Raw genomic sequence first — 16,137 nt, 5'->3', positions numbered from 1 at the left:
CTACTCCTCGTTTGAAAGTCTTATTAGTGCGTTTGTTAAAATTTTTGTTGCGGCTACTGCGTCTTTAAAATTTATTGCCTCTTTGGTGTTGTGGCTGATACCATCCACGCAAGGGATAAAGAGCATGCCAACGCTGCTTGCAAGCTTTGTTAAGTTCATCGCATCATGCCCAGCCCCACTTGGCAAAGTAAGAGTTTTTACGCCAAGCTTTTTGGCTTCATCTTCAAGTAAATTTATGGCGTGCTCGCTTAGTTTTACTGGCTCATCGCTACTTAGCTCTCTTATCTCGTAGCTAAATTTAAGCTCACGGCTTAGCTCAGCCACAAAATTTCTAAGCTCTAAATTTAGCTCCGCTAAGCTTGCCTTATCGATATCTCTTAGATCAACGCCAAGCCTTGCCTCGCCTGGCACGACGTTTAAAACGCCTGGTTTTGCATGCACGTAGCCAACGGTTGCGACAGCTGTTTTTTTGTTTTTAGCAAATTTATTTGCAGCGATTATGATGTGTGAGGCGGCGAGCAGGGCGTCACTGCGCATATTCATAGGAGTTGCGCCGCTGTGATCAGCCTTGCCCTGTATAGTGATCTCAAATCTAATAGGCGCTGCGATCCCGCTTACCACGCCAACGCTTATGCCGCTTCGCTCTAAAACTGGACCTTGCTCGATGTGAAGCTCAAGATAGGCGTGTAGGGAGTTTTCTTTTAAGATGGCTTCATCTAAATTTTGTGGCTTAAACCCAGCCGCACTCATCGCCTCAAAAAGCGAGATGCCATCTTCATCTTTTAGCTCATGAAGCCTTTGCTGGCTTAGTTTGCCGCTTATTATCTTGCTACCGATAGTCGCTGTCTTAAAACGGCTTGACTCCTCACAGCAGAAATTTATGAGCCAAAGTGGGCGTTTTAGCTTGATGCCAGCCTCTTTTATAGAGCTTAGCGCTTCAAGCCCAGCCATAACGCCAAGTGTGCCGTCATAAAAGCCGCCATTTGGCACGCTATCTATGTGAGAGCCCACGCAAACTGGCTTCTCGTCCGCTTCGCAGCCCTCATCATAGATGGCATAGATGTTGCCAACATTGTCAATTTTAAGTTTAAAGCCATTTTTTTCTATCAAATTTATAAGAAATTCTCTTGCTTCAAGGTCCTCTTTGCTAAAGGCTAGCCTTGTTAGCCCGCCACCTTTTAGCGCTCCAAACTCGCTTATAGCGTTAAAATTTCTCTCAAATCTTTTAGCGTCTATCATCATAAATCCTTAAAATATAAAGCCAATCTTAAAAAGATTTATTACTTTAAGCATTTTACATTTTGTTTTATGATTTGAAGCTGAAAAAGTGTGAGTTTTTAAATTTTATAAAGCTGAGTCTTGAGATCTTTGATGATAAATAGCAGTTTTTCTAAAATTTCTATCTTTTTTGGATTGTCAGAGCCTTTTAAAATTTGCTGTTCATTCTCATAAAAGGCTATTTGCATATTTAAAATAGCCTTTTGCAAAGTAGTTGGATCAGTGATCTCATGGATCTTTTCGTCCATTAAAATTTCTCTAACCATCTCCTCATCGCTCACGTCGTATCTATAAAGGATGGCGTTTAGATACTCAGGATGCTTTATAAAGTATCTAGCTCCAAGCTTTGAGAGTATCTCATCTCTGTAGTTTGGGTTGTTTAGCATGGTTTTAAAAAGTGCAAACTCAAGCGGGTCTTTGTTCATCACAGCTGGCACCTCATCTACCATGACAGAGTTGTCAAATTCATCTTTGCCTTTTTTTCTAAATTCTCTTTTAAATTTAGCTTCATTTTTTGGCTTCTGCTTTAGCCCAAACCTATCTGCCACGCTTTGTGGAGTTAGGTTAAATCTTGCCGCTACTTCTGTCACATACGAGCTTGCTATCTCCTCTCCAAGCTCGTCCATATAGGCTTTTATCTCGCTTAGGCAGTTATCTCTTTGCATTGAGCGCGCGATGTCATACTTTTGCATGATCTTTTCTATATAAAATTTCACCGCATCCTCGCCTGAGCCAAAGAGCTCTTTTAGCTCCTTTATCTTACCTGCAAAGACCATATCAGCAGGATCTGCGCCGTTACTTATGATGACTACTTTTGTATCTATCTTATTTATACTTAGTAGATGAGCGGATTTTATGGCTGCATTTATGCCAGCGCCATCGCCGTCAAAGCAAAGCACTACGCTTATCTCACCCCTTTTTAAAAGTGGCAAGTGGCTTGTAGTAAGTGCTGTGCCAAGCACAGCAACAGCGTTTGTAAAGCCAGCGTAGTGAAGCATGATGACATCAAGATAGCCCTCTGTTATTATTATCTGATTTTTCTCAAAGATGCTTTGTCTAGCTAGATGGTAGCCATAGAGCAGTTTCGACTTGTCAAATACCGCACTTTGGGGCGAATTTACATACTTTGCAGGATGGTCTGAGATCGTCCTGCCACCAAATCCAACTAGCCTTGTGGTGTGCGAGTAGATGGGAAATGTTATGCGCTCGATGAAACTAGCATAAATTCCCTTCTCATTTTGCTTTACGATGCCAACTTCAAGCGCCTCTTTTGGCTCTATATTTTCATTTTGCAAAAGCCTAATGGTGCTTTTACTATCCCCAGCCCAGCCAAGCTCAAATTTCTCGATCATCGCGTCATTTATACCGCGTGACTTGATATATCTAATGGCTGCTTCGTTTTTGTAAAACTCACTTCTATAAAAGGCATTTACCTTTTCTAAAATGTGCTTATTTTCTTTTTGCGTTGGCACCTTGTCATTTGTGTATTCAAGGCTAAAGTTTGAAATTTGAGCGATCTTTTCTATCGCCTCTGGGTAGGTTAGCTTTTCATAATCCATCACAAATTTAACCGCATCTCCGCCAGCCTTGCAGGCAAAACAGTGATACATCTGCTTGTTTTGATTTATACTCATGCTTGGGTTTTTGTCGTCGTGAAACGGACATACGCACTTGTAGCTTGAGCCCATCTTTTTTACAGGGATATACTGCTCGATGATATTAACAATGTCTATTTGGTTTTTTAATTTTTCAATGGATTTTGGATCTATCATAAGCAAAATTATACAACTGCTTTGTTATAATTAAAGTAAAATTTTATTACAAAGTGTTAGCGTGGATATTTTTTTCATTGGACACAGAGATCCGATATTTAGCCTTATTATTCTATTTAGTATCATCTTGATGATCGCCGCTTTAAGCTATGCTTGGGGCATATTTTCTAGCAAAGATGAGAAAAAACGTATCGAGAAATTTATCAAGAAATTTGACAGCAAAGATGGCATAAGCGACGAGCACAAACAGATGCTAAAAAGCCCAGAAGTAGATATACCAAGCCTTAGCATGCTAGGTCAGACCTTTGCTAAAAATGGCGACTTTGAAAAATCGATCGGCGTCTATCTCATCGCACTTGAAAAGGTAAAAGATAAAAACGAGAAGGAATTTATCCTAAACGAGCTTGGAGAGGTCTATTTTAAGGCTGGATTTTTAAAAAAAGCTAGCGAAGTCTTTGAAAAAGCGCTCGAGCTAAGCCCTAGAAACGTCCTCGCACTGCGCTTTTTAACGATGATAGACGAGAAGCTTAAAAACTACAAAGAAGCACTTTATGCGCTAAACTCACTTGAAGAGCTTGGGGCAAATGTGAAAGATCAAAAGGCCTATATAAAGGCGATTAGCACGCTTGATGATAGAAATTTAAGCTTTAGCGAGAAGGTGGAAATTCTCTCGCACCTTAGCCAAAATTTTGAGCTTTTAAAGCGTATGATCTTAGCCCTTTTCATAAGACACAATGAAAATTTAGAAAATTTAAAAGATTTTGCCAAATTTGAAGATGTGCTAGACCTGCTTTACAACCTAAAAACGCCTATAAATTTAGACGATGCAAAATACAAATCACTCTTTTACGCAAAGGGTGACATAGATGAGCCATGTGAAATTTACGGCTTTGAGCTAAATGCCATAAAAAGGCTAAAAGATGCTAAATTTGATGCAGCTGGGCTAAGCTTTAACTACGTTTGCAAAAACTGCAAAAACTCTTTTCCTATGCACTTTTACCGCTGTCCAGTCTGCCACGAGCTAGGAAGCGTGAAAATTTTATCCCACATCACAGAAAAACCAAGTGAAGATAGTAACACTTTTTAGCGACGGCTCATGCCTTGGAAACCCTGGAGCTGGCGGCTGGGCATATATTTTGAGATACAACGAAGCGCATAAAAAAGCAAGTGGCGGCGAGGCCTTTACAACAAACAACCAAATGGAGCTAAAAGCCGTGATAATGGGGCTAAAAGCGCTAAAAGAGCCCTGCGAGGTAAGGCTAATAACCGATAGCTCATACGTGGTAAATAGCATAAATGAGTGGCTTGCAAACTGGCAAAAGAAAAATTTTAAAAATGTAAAAAATGTCGAGCTTTGGCAGGAGTATTTAGAAATTTCAAAGCCGCATAAAGTCGTGGCTAGCTGGGTCAAAGGGCACGCAGGACACCCTGAAAACGAGGAGTGCGACCAGATGGCAAGGGACGAGGCATTAAGAATAAAAGATGAGAATAAAATATGAAAAATTTAGAAGAATTTGAACGTAATCTTGGGTATAAATTTAAACAAAGTGAGCTTTTAGAAGAGGCGCTAACGCACAAGAGCACTAAGCAGGCGCTAAACAACGAGAGGCTCGAGTTTTTAGGCGATGCGGTGATGGATCTACTCGTGGCTGAGTATCTTTTTAAGAAATTTAGCAAGATCGCAGAGGGCGACATGAGTAAGCTAAGAGCTGCGCTTGTAAATGAAAAAAGCTTTGCAAATATGGCTAGACGGCTAAATATGGGCGAGTTTTTAAGGCTTAGCCAAGCTGAGGAAAACAACGGCGGCAGAGAGAAAGATAGCATTTTAAGTGACGCATTTGAGGCGGTGATGGGCGCTATCTACCTTGAGGCTGGACTTCTTAAAGTGCGAGAAATTTCGATCGCCTTGCTTGAGCTTTGCTACCCAAAGATCGACTTTGCGCACCTTGAAAAGGACTACAAAACAGCCCTTCAAGAGGTCACTCAAGCAACCCTTGGTGTCATACCAACATACGAGCTCATAGGCTCATTTGGCCCTGATCACAAGAAAGAATTTGAGATAGCCCTGCTGCTAAACGGCAAGGAAATTTCACGTGCTATTGGTAGCTCAAAAAAGCAAGCCCAGCAGCTTGCTGCAAAGATAGCGCTAGAAAAAATCAAAAAATAGGATAAATTTTGAATACATTTGGCAAAAAACTAACCTTAACTAGCTTTGGCGAGAGCCATGTGGTGGCGATAGGTGGCGTGATAGACGGCCTGCCAGCTGGGCTAAAGATCGATATAGACTTCATTCAAAGCGAACTTGATAGGCGTCGCCCTGGGCAAAGTAGCTTCACAACGGCAAGAGATGAGCCTGATAAGATAGAAATTTTTAGCGGCGTTTTTGATGGCATGAGCACTGGCGCACCGATAGGTTTTGCCATTTTTAACAACAACCAAAAGTCAAATGACTATGAAAATTTACGTGAGATTTTCCGCCCTGGCCATGCTGACCTTACCTATTTTAAAAAATATGGCATCAGAGATCATAGAGGTGGCGGGCGAGCAAGTGCCAGAGAGACTGCAGTAAGGGTCGCTGGCGGGGCATTTGCGCAACTACTTTTAAATGAATTTAAGATAGAAGTTTTAAGCGGCGTGCTTGGCATTGGCAAGGTCATTAGCGACAAGGTTGATTTTGCTTTTGCACAAAATTCGCAAATTTACGCCCTTGGCAACGAAGAGGCGATGAAAGAGGCGGTAAATAAAGCTAGAAGCGAGCACGATAGCGTAGGAGCTGTGGTTTTAAGCGTGGCTAGGGGCGTGCCTGCTGGTCTTGGTGAGCCACTTTATGATAGGCTAGATAGCGCTCTAGCGGCGGCCTTAATGGGCATAAACGGCGTAAAAGCCGTAGAGATCGGCGCTGGCGTAAATGTAAGCTCTATGATGGGCTCAGCCAACAACGACGAGATGGATGAGCTTGGCTTTTTGAGCAACAACGCTGGTGGCATACTTGGCGGCATAAGTAGTGGCGCCCAGATCGTGCTAAAGAGCCATTTTAAGCCAACGCCTTCGATATTTAAAGAGCAAAAAACTCTAAATTTAGCTGGTGAGGCGGTTGATTTTGAGCTAAGAGGCAGACACGATCCTTGCATAGGTATACGTGGCAGTGTCGTTGCAACCGCGATGATAAGGCTAGTTCTTGCTGACATGCTCCTACTAAATGCAAGCACGAAACTTGAAAATTTAAAGAAAATTTACGGATAAATTTATTTACTAAATTTCAGCTAAGCTTCGAGTTGAAAACAAGTCAAATTTAGCCCCCAAAGTGAGAGCTAAATTTAGAAATTTACAGCGACCAGCTTGATCTCGCCTTTATATTTTTCTAAATTTCCTAAGACCCTGCGTCTGCAGTTGCTTTGAGTGGTGCTAGATGTGGCTTTGTCGCAAGTTAGGACATTGACGCAGCCGTGCTTGCAAAGGCTCATTTGCACTCAGCCTAGCGTAGTTTTTGGTCACGGAGTTATTTTGGTATCTTTGATGTGTGGTCTTTGCACTCAAATTTAGCCTTTTTTCTAAAAGATTTTTATTAAAATTTTAAGCCATTTCAAACAAAATTTACAAACTAACTTTTACCAAATTTCATCTATAATCCCCTTATGAAAAACGAAAATTTACAAGAGAAAATTTACGCCGTTATCGACCTAAAGTCTTTTTACGCCTCGGTTGAGTGCGTCGAGCGCGGGCTTGATCCATTTAAGGCTGATCTAGTCGTGGCTGACGCTAGTCGTGGCAGTGGCGGCATCTGCTTAGCTGTTAGCCCTGCTCTTCGTGCAAAAGGGGTGAAAAACCGCTGCAGGCTCTTTGAGATACCAAGAGATATCAAATTTATCGCTGCACCGCCTAGGATGCAGTTTTACATCGACTACGCCGCTAGGATTTATGAAATTTATCTAAAATATGTCTCCAAAGAGGACATCTACGTCTATTCGATCGATGAGTGCTTTATCGACCTCACTTCTTACTTGAAATTTTACGCTCTTGGCGCAAAAGAGATGGCGAAGATGATGATGGATGAGATATTAAAAACGACTGGCGTTACGGCGACTTGCGGCATTGGGACAAATTTATACCTCGCAAAGATCGCCCTTGATATACTAGCAAAGCACCAAGATGACGGCATCGCGTATCTTGACGAAGAGCTTTATAAAAAGCAGCTCTGGACGCACCAGCCACTAAGTGACTTCTGGCGTATCGGTAAGCAAACTAGACTAAAGCTCGAAAAATGCGGCATCTTTTGCATGAAAGATATCGCAAATGCGCCAAAAAGCCTGCTTGAAAAAATTTTTGGCGTCGATGCTTACATCACGATCGATCACGCAAACGGCATAGAGCCAACGACGATAGCCGAGATAAAGGCCTATAAACCAAGCACGAAGTCCTACTTTAGCTCGGAAATTTTGCCCAGAGACTACGAGCGCTGCGAGGCGGTGATCGTGCTAAAAGAGATGGCTGACAGGCTCGCACTTAGGATGATAAACAAAGATGTAAGGGCAAGTGGGCTAACGATAAATGTGAGATTTGCCGATAAGCTTGAGCCACAGCAACGTGCAAGCGCGCGGTTTAAAACGCCAACAAATATCTCAAGCGTACTGATGAGCACGGCTGAGGAGCTGCTTTTAAATAAGATAAAAAATGCTGGGCTAATCAGGCAAATAGGCATATCAGCAAACGACGTCGTGAAAGAAAATTTGGCAGAATTTAGCCTATTTGAAGATGACGCCAAAGAAAAAGCGGTGCTAAAGTCGCTAAATTTGATAAAAGAGAAATTTGGTAAAAACTCGATCCTGCGCGCGATCGACCTGCTGCCAGAAGCGACTGGGCAAGATAGAAACAAAAAGATCGGAGGGCACAAGAGCGGTGAGTAAAGATAGGGCAAAAATTTTTAGCTCGTTTAATCCTCTCTCAACATTAGAGCGAGCCTTGCGACAAAAAGAGCGAGAAAAATGCGAAAAACTAGAGCTTGACGAGAGCAAGGTCGATGAAATTTTAAAAACGGTAAGCGAGCTAAAGATAGCTGATGAGGTGCGTGTGATCTACCACGACGGCTTTACTTACATAAAAACTAGCGGCCTAGTATCGGATGTAAATTTCAAAGATAAAATCCTCATGATCGTAAAAACTAAGATCAAATTTGAGGATATAAACAGAATAGAGATCGTTAAAAAATTTGTAGTATAAAAACTAAATAAGCGTTTTTACCTTCTCCCAAAGCTCGATGTCGCCGTCTATCTTCGTAAAAATAGTAGAAATTTCTATATTTTTTACATTTAAATTTTCTTTGTATTTTTTTAAATCTCTTTGCTTTAATTTTTCTTGCAAGAAGCTAAATTCATACTCGATTTGACCTCTAGTAACGGCGATCTTGGATAAATTTTCTGCATCAAATTTGCCAACTTTTGAAACATCAAATTTATATCCACGAGCGCAAGCTTCTTTATAAACTTCCAAAAGATAGGCATTTATAGCATCGATAGAGTTTTGATGAGTGTAAAATCTAATTAATTGTGGGTGGTTTTTATAGCCTTTTGTCAGCCCTTCTAAAACATTTTTAGCCAGCAAAGCCTCTCTCCACAAAGCCACAAGACCCTTTGCGTCAAGATATTTAAAATTTATCGTCCAAAGTCTCATTTTTACCTTATTTATATAATTAAAAATATTAGTTACCATTTGCTATCTATGGTTTTTTGTTTTAGTAAGTCAAAAAGTCAACTAAAAAGTTCTGATAATAATAGTTTGCTATTATTGTAATAGTTTGTGATTTTATGCATAAAGGCTTTAAAATAACGTTAAAACCGTGGCTCAATGCTTGTAAAAGTTGATAAAAGTTTGTGCTGTTTATAAATAGTAGCTACCAAATTTTAAAAATTTAATCCTTCCAAAGCCACCATTTTAGCTTGGCTTTGTCTGGGTGCGGAGTGTTTGCGTAGTAGCAAACCATGCGGTAACCGTAGAGGATACACCTGTCGCTGCCACGTCCAAGTGCCTTTGTGCGCTCATACATCTCATCAGCATCTGCGCCTTTTAGCGAAGCGATGTCAGTGTAGCCGAGTGCTAGTAGATCGGCCTCGGTTGCCTCGCCGACATAGGGGATTTTCTTAAAATCGCTCAAATTTGCCTCCAATTTCTTTTAAACTCCGCCAAACTTGCCGCTTTAAATGAAATTTTAAATTTCATCTTGCTACTGCGTTCAATCGCCTCACGAAATAATTTTATTAAAATTTTCTCGCACAAAAAAAACCACCCTTAAAATGATTTCGCGTCAAATTTCACGCAAACGCGGGCGCTAAATTTGCTCCAAAATGCGTTCGCAAATTTCTCTTGGATTTGCGTTTTCGTAGATCGGTCTGCCAACAACAATAAAGTCGCTGCCCTCTTGCTTTGCGCTAACTAAATTTGCAACCCTCTTTTGATCGCCCGCACTCTCGCCAAAAGGCCTAACTCCAGGGCAAAGCGTGATGAAATTTTGATTTGTCACGTCTTTTATGAGCTTGCTTTCAAAGACCGAGCAGACCATGCCGTCAAGCCCCGCTTCAAAGCTCATCTGGCTAAATTTCCTAACCGAGCGCGAAAGTGTATCGTTATAAACCGCTTCAAATTCGCTCTCGCTAAAGCTAGTTAGTGCCGATACAGCAAGTACTAAAGGGCGATTTTGTAGCGCATTAAGACGCTCCATTACAGTTTTCATTGCACGTACGCCAGCGCTTGCGTGCAAATTTATCATATCCACGCCTATCTTTGAGACGACCTCAGCGGCATCTGCCATCGTGTTTGGGATATCATAGAGCTTTAGATCAAGAAAGATTTTAAACTCCCCTGCCCCTTTTAGCTCCTCTATAAATTTAGCCCCATCACGCAGGTAGCTTCTAAGCCCCACTTTTAGCCAAAGATCAAGCCCTTTTAGCTCACGAATGAGGGCTAAATTTTCATCCTTGCTCGCCATGTCAAGAGCGACGCAGAGCTTCATAAAGCGCCCTTTATCTTATCTAGCACGCCGTTTATAAATTTTGGCGCCTGGTCACTTCCAAGCTCTTTTGCAAGCTCGATCGCCTCGTTTATGATGACGGCTTTATCTGTCTGGCTAAATTTCATCTCATAAAGCCCAAGTCTAAGAATGGCAAGCTCTGTTGCGCCAACCTTGCTAAAGTCGCCATCTTTTAGGTGTGGTTTTAAAATTTCATCTAGCTTTTCTTTGTTTGCAAGCACTGCTTTAAAGGTCTGCAAAGCCTCGTTTTTGCGCTCGTTTCTTATCTTTTTCTCTTCTAAAAATTCCTCTTCAAACTCAGAAGTTACGGGATTTATCTCGTTTGAGTAAAGTAGCGAAACGATCGCTTGTCTGACCTGATGACGTGTGGCCATTTTACGCTCCAAGCTTTTTGTATAAATTTAGCATCTCAATAACGCCTGTCATCGCTTCAAAGCCCTTGTTTCCAGCCTTGCTGCCAGCTCGCTCGATCGCTTGTTCGATGCTATCTACCGTTAGCACGCCAAATGTGACTGGTTTTGCGTATTTTAGCGTTACGTTTGCGATGCCTTTAGTGGTCTCTGCGCTTACATAGTCAAAGTGCGGCGTTGCACCTCTTATCACCGCTCCCACGCAGCAAACCGCATCAAATTTACCGCTTGCAAGCACCTTTTCGAGTGCCATAGGTATCTCAAACGCGCCAGGAACTAGCACTAATGTTAAATTTTTCTCATCGCCGCCGTGGCGTAAAAATGCGTCTTTTGCGCCCTCTACCAAGCGGTCTGTGATGATGTGGTTAAACCTTGCGTTGATGATCGCTATCTTCTCATCGCCTTTTAAAGCTAAATTTCCCTCGATTATTTTCATATTTGCTCCTTTTTTTGTGCAAGTTTAGCAAAAGCTTGTTTAATCATCAAACTATTTTTAGCATGATGACGCTAAAGATGATAAGAGTTAAAAACAAGGCTTTTTTAAAATTTATCTTTTCACCTTCAAAAACTACGCCAACCACGACTGCTCCGATCGCTCCGATACCTGTCCAGATCGCATACGCCACCGACATAGCGATAGTTTGCATCGCATAGCTAAGCAGCGTTAAAGAAAGGGCGAAATTCCCAAGCAAAAGGATGAAATTTGCCCACTTTTTTACGCCTGTGCTTTTTGAAAATTTCGTGATAAAAAAGACGCCAGAGACCTCGCAACATCCAGCTAGCAAGAGCGCTAAAAAGTGGATCATTCTTTTATGCCTTTTAGCCCAAGCACGCCTAAAATGAGCGTCGCTATGAAAAATAGCCTAATGAAATTTGGCATGATCCCACTTGCCACGTAGTCGCTAACGATCTCAGCTATGACGATAAAAACTGTCCCAAAGCCCACAAATACGGCATAAGAGATGCTTACAGGCAGATACTTTAAAGCCTTCATAAACGAGACAAAACTTATGCTTACAAGCGCAGTCGTGAGCAAAAACTCGCCTAAATTTGAAGCGTGTTTTAGCCCATACGCCCAGCCGCACTCAGCCACCGCGCCAAGAAATATCCACAAAAAGCCTCTATTTGACATAAATTTACTTCATGCCTTTTATGGTATCAACGATCTCTTTTACATTTGCGCTAATCGCCTTATTTTCAAGGCTATCATCGTTATTTTGTCCAACTATCCCCTTTAAATTTCCAAAAAATCCAGGGTCAAACCTTAGCTCGCTAGAGCAATAATGTCTCAAAACTTTGCCATTTCTAATAACTTCTACCTCGTAAGTAAGGTAGATATTGCCCATTCTGTCGCTTTTAGCAAAGGTTGCTTCGCCTATAAATTCCCTGCGGTGAGTTATCTTTATCTTTAGCTCATCGCTAGAATTTGGATCAAGCAAATTTTCTTTTGTAAGCGCCTCTGTGATTTGCTTATTGTACTTTTTCTCGACCATTTTTGGGCTTTGGTAGAGAAATTTGGTCGGCTCGTGGTGTTGCACATGAGCGTACTCTATGCCCTCAAATTTATACTTACCCGCAAGCGGCACCTTTGGTTGAGATGAGCTACAACCCACTAAAAACAGCACTCCTAAAAGTAGCGTTAAAATCCTTTTCATCACTCTCTCCTTAGTTTAAAAATTTAAAATTTCCTCTATCTTTAGCGTATCACTTACGACCTTTTCAAGCTCATCTAAATTTAGCATATTTGGCCCGTCACATAGCGCCTCACAAGGGTTTATATGTGTTTCATAGAAAAATCCATCTACCCCAACGCTAGCTGCCGCTCTTGCAAGATACGGCACAAACCTAGCGTCGCCACCGCTTTTCTCGCCTAGAGCTGATGGCATCTGCACGCTGTGAGTCGCGTCAAAAATGACTGGCGCAAATTCTCTCATCAGCACCAAATTTCGCATATCAACGACTAAATTTCCATATCCAAATGTGCTTCCACGCTCTGTTAGCCAGACACCATTTGCCTTTGCGACCTCGTATCCGTCGCCACTCACACCCCTTGTTTCAAGCACCTTTTTAACAGAGTGCTTCATAGCTGACGCTGCTAAAAACTGCCCTTTTTTGATATTTACGACCGCTTTTGTCTTTGCAGCTGCTACTAGAAGGTCTGTTTGACGGCACAAAAATGCAGGGATCTGCAGCACATCAGCCACCTCGCCAACAGGCGCCGCCTGATAGCTCTCGTGGATATCGGTTAAAATTTTAAAGCCAAATTCTTTTTTTACCTCAGCTAAAATTTCACACCCCTTTTCAAGCCCAGGCCCACGAAACGAGCTAATGCTCGTGCGATTTGCCTTGTCAAAGCTTGACTTAAAGTAAAAGTCAATTTTTGGATTTTCACTAAATTTAACTAGCCTTTTTGCCACTTCAAAAATAAGCTCCTTGCTCTCTATAACGCAAGGTCCAGCGATTAATATCATATTTTCTCCTTTATTTTTCTTTAACAACTAAAATTCCACTCACTACGACAAGTACAATACCTGCGAGTGCCAAGTGATTTGGCAACGCATCACCCATAAAATAGCCAATAATAAGCGTAAAAATGACGTCTGCGTAGCTAACAGCAGCGATGACACCAGCCTTTTTACCAACTGCAAATGCCTTTGTCATAAACGCCTGAAAATAGTAGCCACTAAGCCCCATTAGCAAGATAAAAACGACGTTGTGCCAGCTTGGCATAGTAAATTTAGAAAATAAAAAATCCAGAGGCTCGTATGTAAAAAACTCAGCCATCCCCATGCAAATAAGCGGCAAAAACGAGCCCCAAAGCATGAAGCTTAGCACGATGATATTTGTGCCGTAGCTCTTGTTTAGCTCCTTGACGCTTGTGTAGGCAATAGCCGCTCCAAGACCGCTCCAAATGCCGATGATATCGGTTTTATTTATGCCTAAATTTGGCTGAATAACAAGCAAAATTCCGCCAAATCCTAAAAAAACTGCAAACCAGCCAAGCGAGCTTAGACGCTCCTTAAAAACAATAGCTGCGAGAATGGCCGTAAATATCGGGTTTGTCTTTTGAAAGGTAAAGGCTGTGGCTAAATTTACGTGTGCGACGTTGTAAAAAAAGGCAAAAAGCGCCACCGTACCCACAAAACCGCGAAACATCAGCAAGAAAAAGTGTCCGCCAGTTTGCTTAAATGGAAATTTATAGATGGCGTAGATGACGATGAAAAGTCCTATTAAATTTCTAAAAAAAACAACTTCGATAGAAGGCATATCTTTGCTCAGATACTTTGCAAATGCGCCAGTCACGGCAAACATAAAGCAAGCAAAGAGCATGTAAAAAATGCCAAGATGTGAAATATAAAACCTTTTTAACATCGCAAAACCTCTAAATTTAAAGCACTCATTTTAATAAAAAATGGCTTAAATTTTGGTTGATTTTTTCTTTTATTTCGGCGCTTTTAAGCGTAATTTTATACTTTATATAAGAGAAAAATTTGTATAATCAGCCATCATAAAAAGGACAAAATTTGCAAAAAGTAATATTAGTAGGCAAGCCAAATGTCGGCAAAAGCTCACTTTTTAACCGCTTAGCAAGAAGACGCATCGCCATAACAAGCGACGTTAGCGGCACTACAAGAGATACAAATAAAGCTAAGATCGAAGTTGAGGGCAAAGAGTGCATATTAATCGACAGCGGCGGCCTTGATGATAGCAGCGAGCTTTTTAAAAACGTAAAAGCAAAGACTTTAGCAGAGGCTAAAAACTCAGACGTTATCCTCTACATGGTCGATGGCAAAATGATGCCAGATGACGAGGATAGAGCCATTTTTTACGAGCTTAGCAAGCTAAATTTACCAATCGCTCTAGTCATAAATAAAATCGACAGCAAAAAAGACGAGCAAAGAGAGTGGGAATTTGTAAGTTTTGGCGCAAAAAACTCATTTGGAATTTCAGTAAGCCACAACACCGGCGTCGATGAGCTTAGCATCTGGCTAGCAAAACACTTAGAAGCGAAAGTGCAGATAAAGGCCGATACGAGTGAAGATTTTGATGATTTTTTAGAAAACTATAACGACGAGGGCGAGCTAAGCGACGAGATAGACTATGAGAGCAAAAACATCAGAGTTGGCATCATAGGCCGTGTAAATGTCGGCAAAAGCTCACTTCTAAATGCTCTTGTAAAAGAGAGCCGTGCCGTTGTTAGCGACGTGGCAGGCACTACGATCGACCCGGTCAATGAAATTTACGAGCATGATGGCAGAGTTTTTGAGTTTGTCGATACTGCTGGTATCAGAAAGCGTGGCAAGATCGAGGGCATCGAGAGATACGCGCTAAATAGAACTGAGAAAATTTTAGAAGAGACAGACGTGGCGCTACTTGTGCTTGATAGCTCTGAGCCACTAACTGAGCTTGATGAGCGCATAGCCGGCATCGCTTCGAAATTTGAGCTTGGCGTCATCATCGTGCTAAACAAATGGGACAAAAGCAGCGAAGAATTTGACGAGCTTTGCAAGGAGATAAAAGATAGGTTTAAATTTCTCTCATACGCGCCGATCATCAGCGTTTCGGCACTTGGTGGCAAAAGAGTGCATAAAATTTACCCACTCATAGTTGAAATTTATAAAAACTACACCCAAAAAATCCAAACTTCAAAGCTAAATGAAGTGATCGGCGAAGCGACCAAGGCGCACCCACTGCCACGAGATAAAGGCAGGGTCGTGAAAATTTACTACGCAGTGCAGTTTAAAACCGCACCTATCATGATAGCACTCATCATGAACCGCCCAAAATGCCTGCACTTTAGCTACAAACGCTACCTGACAAATAAGCTTAGAGAGAGCTTTAGTCTAGCTGGCGTGCCTATCGTGCTAATCCCTAAAAAACGTGGAGAGAGTGATGAAGACAAAGAACAATAATATCGTTTTGATAGGGTTTATGGGCGTTGGCAAGGGCACGACTGCAAGGGCGCTAAGCAAGGCGCTAAAGACGATGAACCTTGACTGCGACGACTTGCTAGAGAGCTCACAAAATATGAAGATAAAGGCTATCTTTGATGAATTTGGCGAAGAGCATTTTAGGCAGCTTGAAAAAGATCTGGCTAAATTTCTAGCCACAAGTGTCAAAAATGCGATCATCTCGACAGGTGGGGGCTTTGCGAAAGTTAAAAATTTAAACAAAATAGGCACCGTGATCTATCTAAAAGCAAGCTTTAATGCAATCATGCAAAGGCTAAAAAATAGCAAAAATAGCGAGAAAAAGATCGCTAAACGCCCACTTTTAAGCGACTTAAAAAAGGCTGAGGCACTGCATCTGGAGCGCGAGAAGCTTTATGAGAAAAAGGCTGATTATATCGTTGAAGTGGAGGGCAAAACTCCAAAACAGATCGTAAAAGAGATAAGGATACTTTTAAAAGTTTAGTTGCAAAGTGGCGAGGGCTGCTTGCAACGATAAATTTCAAAATCAGGCTAGATGGCTGTCTGGCGTGGTGTTGGAATTTGTGATGTTTGAGCCAAATTTAGCGTTTTGTAGTGAGAAATTTTGGCGAAATTTTGAGATGAATTTTGCTTCACTTTGTTAGAGCGTTAAAGCGACAAATGTTGTGCAGTCAAATTTTATCAAGACTAGGCATTTAGCCTGCGAGATAAATTTTAACATCAAG

General features: G+C 41.5%; 22 protein-coding genes. 9 read left to right on the top strand and 13 right to left on the bottom strand.

Translation table 11 applies throughout. The features are described from left to right. Window positions 1–1,239, bottom strand: coding sequence for a M20 family metallo-hydrolase (locus tag G6W42_RS02840; protein WP_194172871.1), 1,239 nt, complete (start codon window positions 1,237–1,239; stop codon window positions 1–3). Between the two features lie 98 nt (window positions 1,240–1,337). After that, window positions 1,338–3,050 (bottom strand): DNA primase, encoded by a 1,713-nt coding sequence (gene dnaG, locus G6W42_RS02835; protein WP_194172883.1) that lies wholly within the window; start codon window positions 3,048–3,050, stop codon window positions 1,338–1,340. A 61-nt stretch (window positions 3,051–3,111) separates the two neighbouring features. On the opposite strand from dnaG, the gene G6W42_RS02830 reads away from it, so the two are divergent. Genes G6W42_RS02830 through aroC form a run of 4 tightly spaced genes read left to right on the top strand, consistent with a single transcriptional unit; the run spans window position 3,112 to window position 6,293 of the window. Further along, window positions 3,112–4,137, top strand: coding sequence for a tetratricopeptide repeat protein (locus G6W42_RS02830; RefSeq protein WP_194172870.1), 1,026 nt, complete (start codon window positions 3,112–3,114; stop codon window positions 4,135–4,137). Further along, complete coding sequence (rnhA, locus tag G6W42_RS02825; protein WP_194172869.1) at window positions 4,115–4,549, top strand: ribonuclease HI; 435 nt, start codon at window positions 4,115–4,117, stop codon at window positions 4,547–4,549. The genes G6W42_RS02830 and rnhA overlap by 23 nt, the downstream gene beginning before the upstream one ends. Then, window positions 4,546–5,217, top strand: coding sequence for a ribonuclease III (gene rnc, locus G6W42_RS02820; RefSeq protein WP_194172868.1), 672 nt, complete (start codon window positions 4,546–4,548; stop codon window positions 5,215–5,217). The genes rnhA and rnc overlap by 4 nt, the downstream gene beginning before the upstream one ends. Window positions 5,218–5,225: 8 nt before the next feature. Further along, window positions 5,226–6,293 (top strand): chorismate synthase, encoded by a 1,068-nt coding sequence (gene aroC, locus G6W42_RS02815; protein ID WP_194172867.1) that lies wholly within the window; start codon window positions 5,226–5,228, stop codon window positions 6,291–6,293. A gap of 74 nt (window positions 6,294–6,367) precedes the next feature. Here the strand turns inward: aroC and G6W42_RS02810 are convergent, their stop codons facing one another. Next, window positions 6,368–6,514: a hypothetical protein gene (locus G6W42_RS02810; protein WP_194172866.1), complete on the bottom strand. Its 147-nt coding sequence runs from the start codon at window positions 6,512–6,514 to the stop codon at window positions 6,368–6,370. 171 nt (window positions 6,515–6,685) lie between these two features. On the opposite strand from G6W42_RS02810, the gene G6W42_RS02805 reads away from it, so the two are divergent. Beyond that, complete coding sequence (locus G6W42_RS02805) at window positions 6,686–7,954, top strand: DNA repair protein (RefSeq protein ID WP_194172865.1); 1,269 nt, start codon at window positions 6,686–6,688, stop codon at window positions 7,952–7,954. Continuing rightward, complete coding sequence (locus G6W42_RS02800) at window positions 7,947–8,267, top strand: YolD-like family protein (protein ID WP_194172864.1); 321 nt, start codon at window positions 7,947–7,949, stop codon at window positions 8,265–8,267. Before G6W42_RS02805 ends, G6W42_RS02800 begins: the two co-directional genes overlap by 8 nt. A gap of 3 nt (window positions 8,268–8,270) precedes the next feature. On the opposite strand, the gene G6W42_RS02795 is transcribed toward G6W42_RS02800, so the two are convergent. The 10 genes from G6W42_RS02795 to G6W42_RS02750 all read right to left on the bottom strand — a co-directional run bounded on the left by G6W42_RS02795 (window position 8,271) and on the right by G6W42_RS02750 (window position 13,853). Then, the gene (locus G6W42_RS02795) at window positions 8,271–8,717 is read right to left on the bottom strand and encodes a pyrimidine dimer DNA glycosylase/endonuclease V (protein WP_194172863.1); all 447 of its coding nucleotides are present in this window, start codon (window positions 8,715–8,717) and stop codon (window positions 8,271–8,273) included. 238 nt (window positions 8,718–8,955) lie between these two features. Continuing rightward, window positions 8,956–9,198 carry a helix-hairpin-helix domain-containing protein gene (locus G6W42_RS02790; protein WP_194172862.1) on the bottom strand — a complete coding sequence of 81 codons (243 nt, stop codon included), beginning with the start codon at window positions 9,196–9,198 and terminating at the stop codon, window positions 8,956–8,958. Between the two features lie 174 nt (window positions 9,199–9,372). Then, complete coding sequence (gene pyrF, locus G6W42_RS02785; protein ID WP_194172861.1) at window positions 9,373–10,053, bottom strand: orotidine-5'-phosphate decarboxylase; 681 nt, start codon at window positions 10,051–10,053, stop codon at window positions 9,373–9,375. Continuing rightward, the gene (gene nusB, locus G6W42_RS02780; RefSeq protein ID WP_194172860.1) at window positions 10,050–10,445 is read right to left on the bottom strand and encodes a transcription antitermination factor NusB; all 396 of its coding nucleotides are present in this window, start codon (window positions 10,443–10,445) and stop codon (window positions 10,050–10,052) included. The genes pyrF and nusB overlap by 4 nt, the downstream gene beginning before the upstream one ends. Window position 10,446: 1 nt before the next feature. After that, entirely contained in the window at window positions 10,447–10,917 is a 471-nt protein-coding gene (ribH, locus tag G6W42_RS02775; protein ID WP_194172859.1) for a 6,7-dimethyl-8-ribityllumazine synthase, read from the bottom strand. A gap of 46 nt (window positions 10,918–10,963) precedes the next feature. Continuing rightward, window positions 10,964–11,287 carry a DMT family transporter gene (locus tag G6W42_RS02770; protein ID WP_194172858.1) on the bottom strand — a complete coding sequence of 108 codons (324 nt, stop codon included), beginning with the start codon at window positions 11,285–11,287 and terminating at the stop codon, window positions 10,964–10,966. Beyond that, the gene (locus G6W42_RS02765) at window positions 11,284–11,613 is read right to left on the bottom strand and encodes a DMT family transporter (RefSeq protein ID WP_087581773.1); all 330 of its coding nucleotides are present in this window, start codon (window positions 11,611–11,613) and stop codon (window positions 11,284–11,286) included. The genes G6W42_RS02770 and G6W42_RS02765 overlap by 4 nt, the downstream gene beginning before the upstream one ends. A gap of 4 nt (window positions 11,614–11,617) precedes the next feature. Continuing rightward, a complete protein-coding gene (locus tag G6W42_RS02760) occupies window positions 11,618–12,136 on the bottom strand; it encodes a hypothetical protein (RefSeq protein WP_194172857.1) in 519 nt (172 codons plus the stop codon). A gap of 15 nt (window positions 12,137–12,151) precedes the next feature. Beyond that, window positions 12,152–12,952: a 3-deoxy-8-phosphooctulonate synthase gene (gene kdsA, locus G6W42_RS02755; RefSeq protein WP_194172856.1), complete on the bottom strand. Its 801-nt coding sequence runs from the start codon at window positions 12,950–12,952 to the stop codon at window positions 12,152–12,154. A gap of 10 nt (window positions 12,953–12,962) precedes the next feature. Continuing rightward, on the bottom strand, window positions 12,963–13,853 hold the full coding sequence (locus G6W42_RS02750) for a DMT family transporter (RefSeq protein WP_021086097.1): 891 nt from the start codon (window positions 13,851–13,853) through the stop codon (window positions 12,963–12,965). A gap of 152 nt (window positions 13,854–14,005) precedes the next feature. Between G6W42_RS02750 and der the strand changes: the two genes are divergently transcribed. From der to G6W42_RS02735, 3 genes are read left to right on the top strand one after another with little or no spacing between them, the layout of a single operon-like run. After that, entirely contained in the window at window positions 14,006–15,394 is a 1,389-nt protein-coding gene (gene der, locus G6W42_RS02745) for a ribosome biogenesis GTPase Der (protein ID WP_021090549.1), read from the top strand. Beyond that, on the top strand, window positions 15,375–15,896 hold the full coding sequence (locus tag G6W42_RS02740; protein WP_194172855.1) for a shikimate kinase: 522 nt from the start codon (window positions 15,375–15,377) through the stop codon (window positions 15,894–15,896). Before der ends, G6W42_RS02740 begins: the two co-directional genes overlap by 20 nt. A 7-nt stretch (window positions 15,897–15,903) precedes the next feature. Further along, entirely contained in the window at window positions 15,904–16,056 is a 153-nt protein-coding gene (locus G6W42_RS02735; protein WP_194172854.1) for a hypothetical protein, read from the top strand. The last annotated feature ends 81 nt before the right edge of the window (window positions 16,057–16,137 follow it).

Origin of the sequence: Campylobacter concisus, from assembly GCF_015230015.1 — a bacterium.
Taxonomy (GTDB): domain Bacteria; phylum Campylobacterota; class Campylobacteria; order Campylobacterales; family Campylobacteraceae; genus Campylobacter_A; species Campylobacter_A concisus_AF.
The sequence above is the reverse complement of the archived record's forward strand: the minus strand, read 5'-3'. Positions and strand labels throughout refer to the sequence as shown.

Excerpts from the sequence above, each read along its gene's own strand:
- G6W42_RS02840 (WP_194172871.1), bottom strand. The coding sequence starts at position 1,239 with ATGATAGACGCTAAAAGATTTGAGAGAAATTTTAACGCTATAAGCGAG.
- dnaG (WP_194172883.1), bottom strand. The coding sequence starts at position 3,050 with ATGATAGATCCAAAATCCATTGAAAAATTAAAAAACCAAATAGACATT.
- rnc (WP_194172868.1), top strand. The coding sequence starts at position 4,546 with ATGAAAAATTTAGAAGAATTTGAACGTAATCTTGGGTATAAATTTAAA.
- G6W42_RS02810 (WP_194172866.1), bottom strand. The coding sequence starts at position 6,514 with ATGAGCCTTTGCAAGCACGGCTGCGTCAATGTCCTAACTTGCGACAAA.
- G6W42_RS02805 (WP_194172865.1), top strand. The coding sequence starts at position 6,686 with ATGAAAAACGAAAATTTACAAGAGAAAATTTACGCCGTTATCGACCTA.
- G6W42_RS02795 (WP_194172863.1), bottom strand. The coding sequence starts at position 8,717 with ATGAGACTTTGGACGATAAATTTTAAATATCTTGACGCAAAGGGTCTT.
- pyrF (WP_194172861.1), bottom strand. The coding sequence starts at position 10,053 with ATGAAGCTCTGCGTCGCTCTTGACATGGCGAGCAAGGATGAAAATTTA.
- nusB (WP_194172860.1), bottom strand. The coding sequence starts at position 10,445 with ATGGCCACACGTCATCAGGTCAGACAAGCGATCGTTTCGCTACTTTAC.
- ribH (WP_194172859.1), bottom strand. The coding sequence starts at position 10,917 with ATGAAAATAATCGAGGGAAATTTAGCTTTAAAAGGCGATGAGAAGATA.
- G6W42_RS02770 (WP_194172858.1), bottom strand. The coding sequence starts at position 11,287 with ATGATCCACTTTTTAGCGCTCTTGCTAGCTGGATGTTGCGAGGTCTCT.
- G6W42_RS02765 (WP_087581773.1), bottom strand. The coding sequence starts at position 11,613 with ATGTCAAATAGAGGCTTTTTGTGGATATTTCTTGGCGCGGTGGCTGAG.
- G6W42_RS02760 (WP_194172857.1), bottom strand. The coding sequence starts at position 12,136 with ATGAAAAGGATTTTAACGCTACTTTTAGGAGTGCTGTTTTTAGTGGGT.
- kdsA (WP_194172856.1), bottom strand. The coding sequence starts at position 12,952 with ATGATATTAATCGCTGGACCTTGCGTTATAGAGAGCAAGGAGCTTATT.
- G6W42_RS02750 (WP_021086097.1), bottom strand. The coding sequence starts at position 13,853 with ATGTTAAAAAGGTTTTATATTTCACATCTTGGCATTTTTTACATGCTC.
- G6W42_RS02740 (WP_194172855.1), top strand. The coding sequence starts at position 15,375 with ATGAAGACAAAGAACAATAATATCGTTTTGATAGGGTTTATGGGCGTT.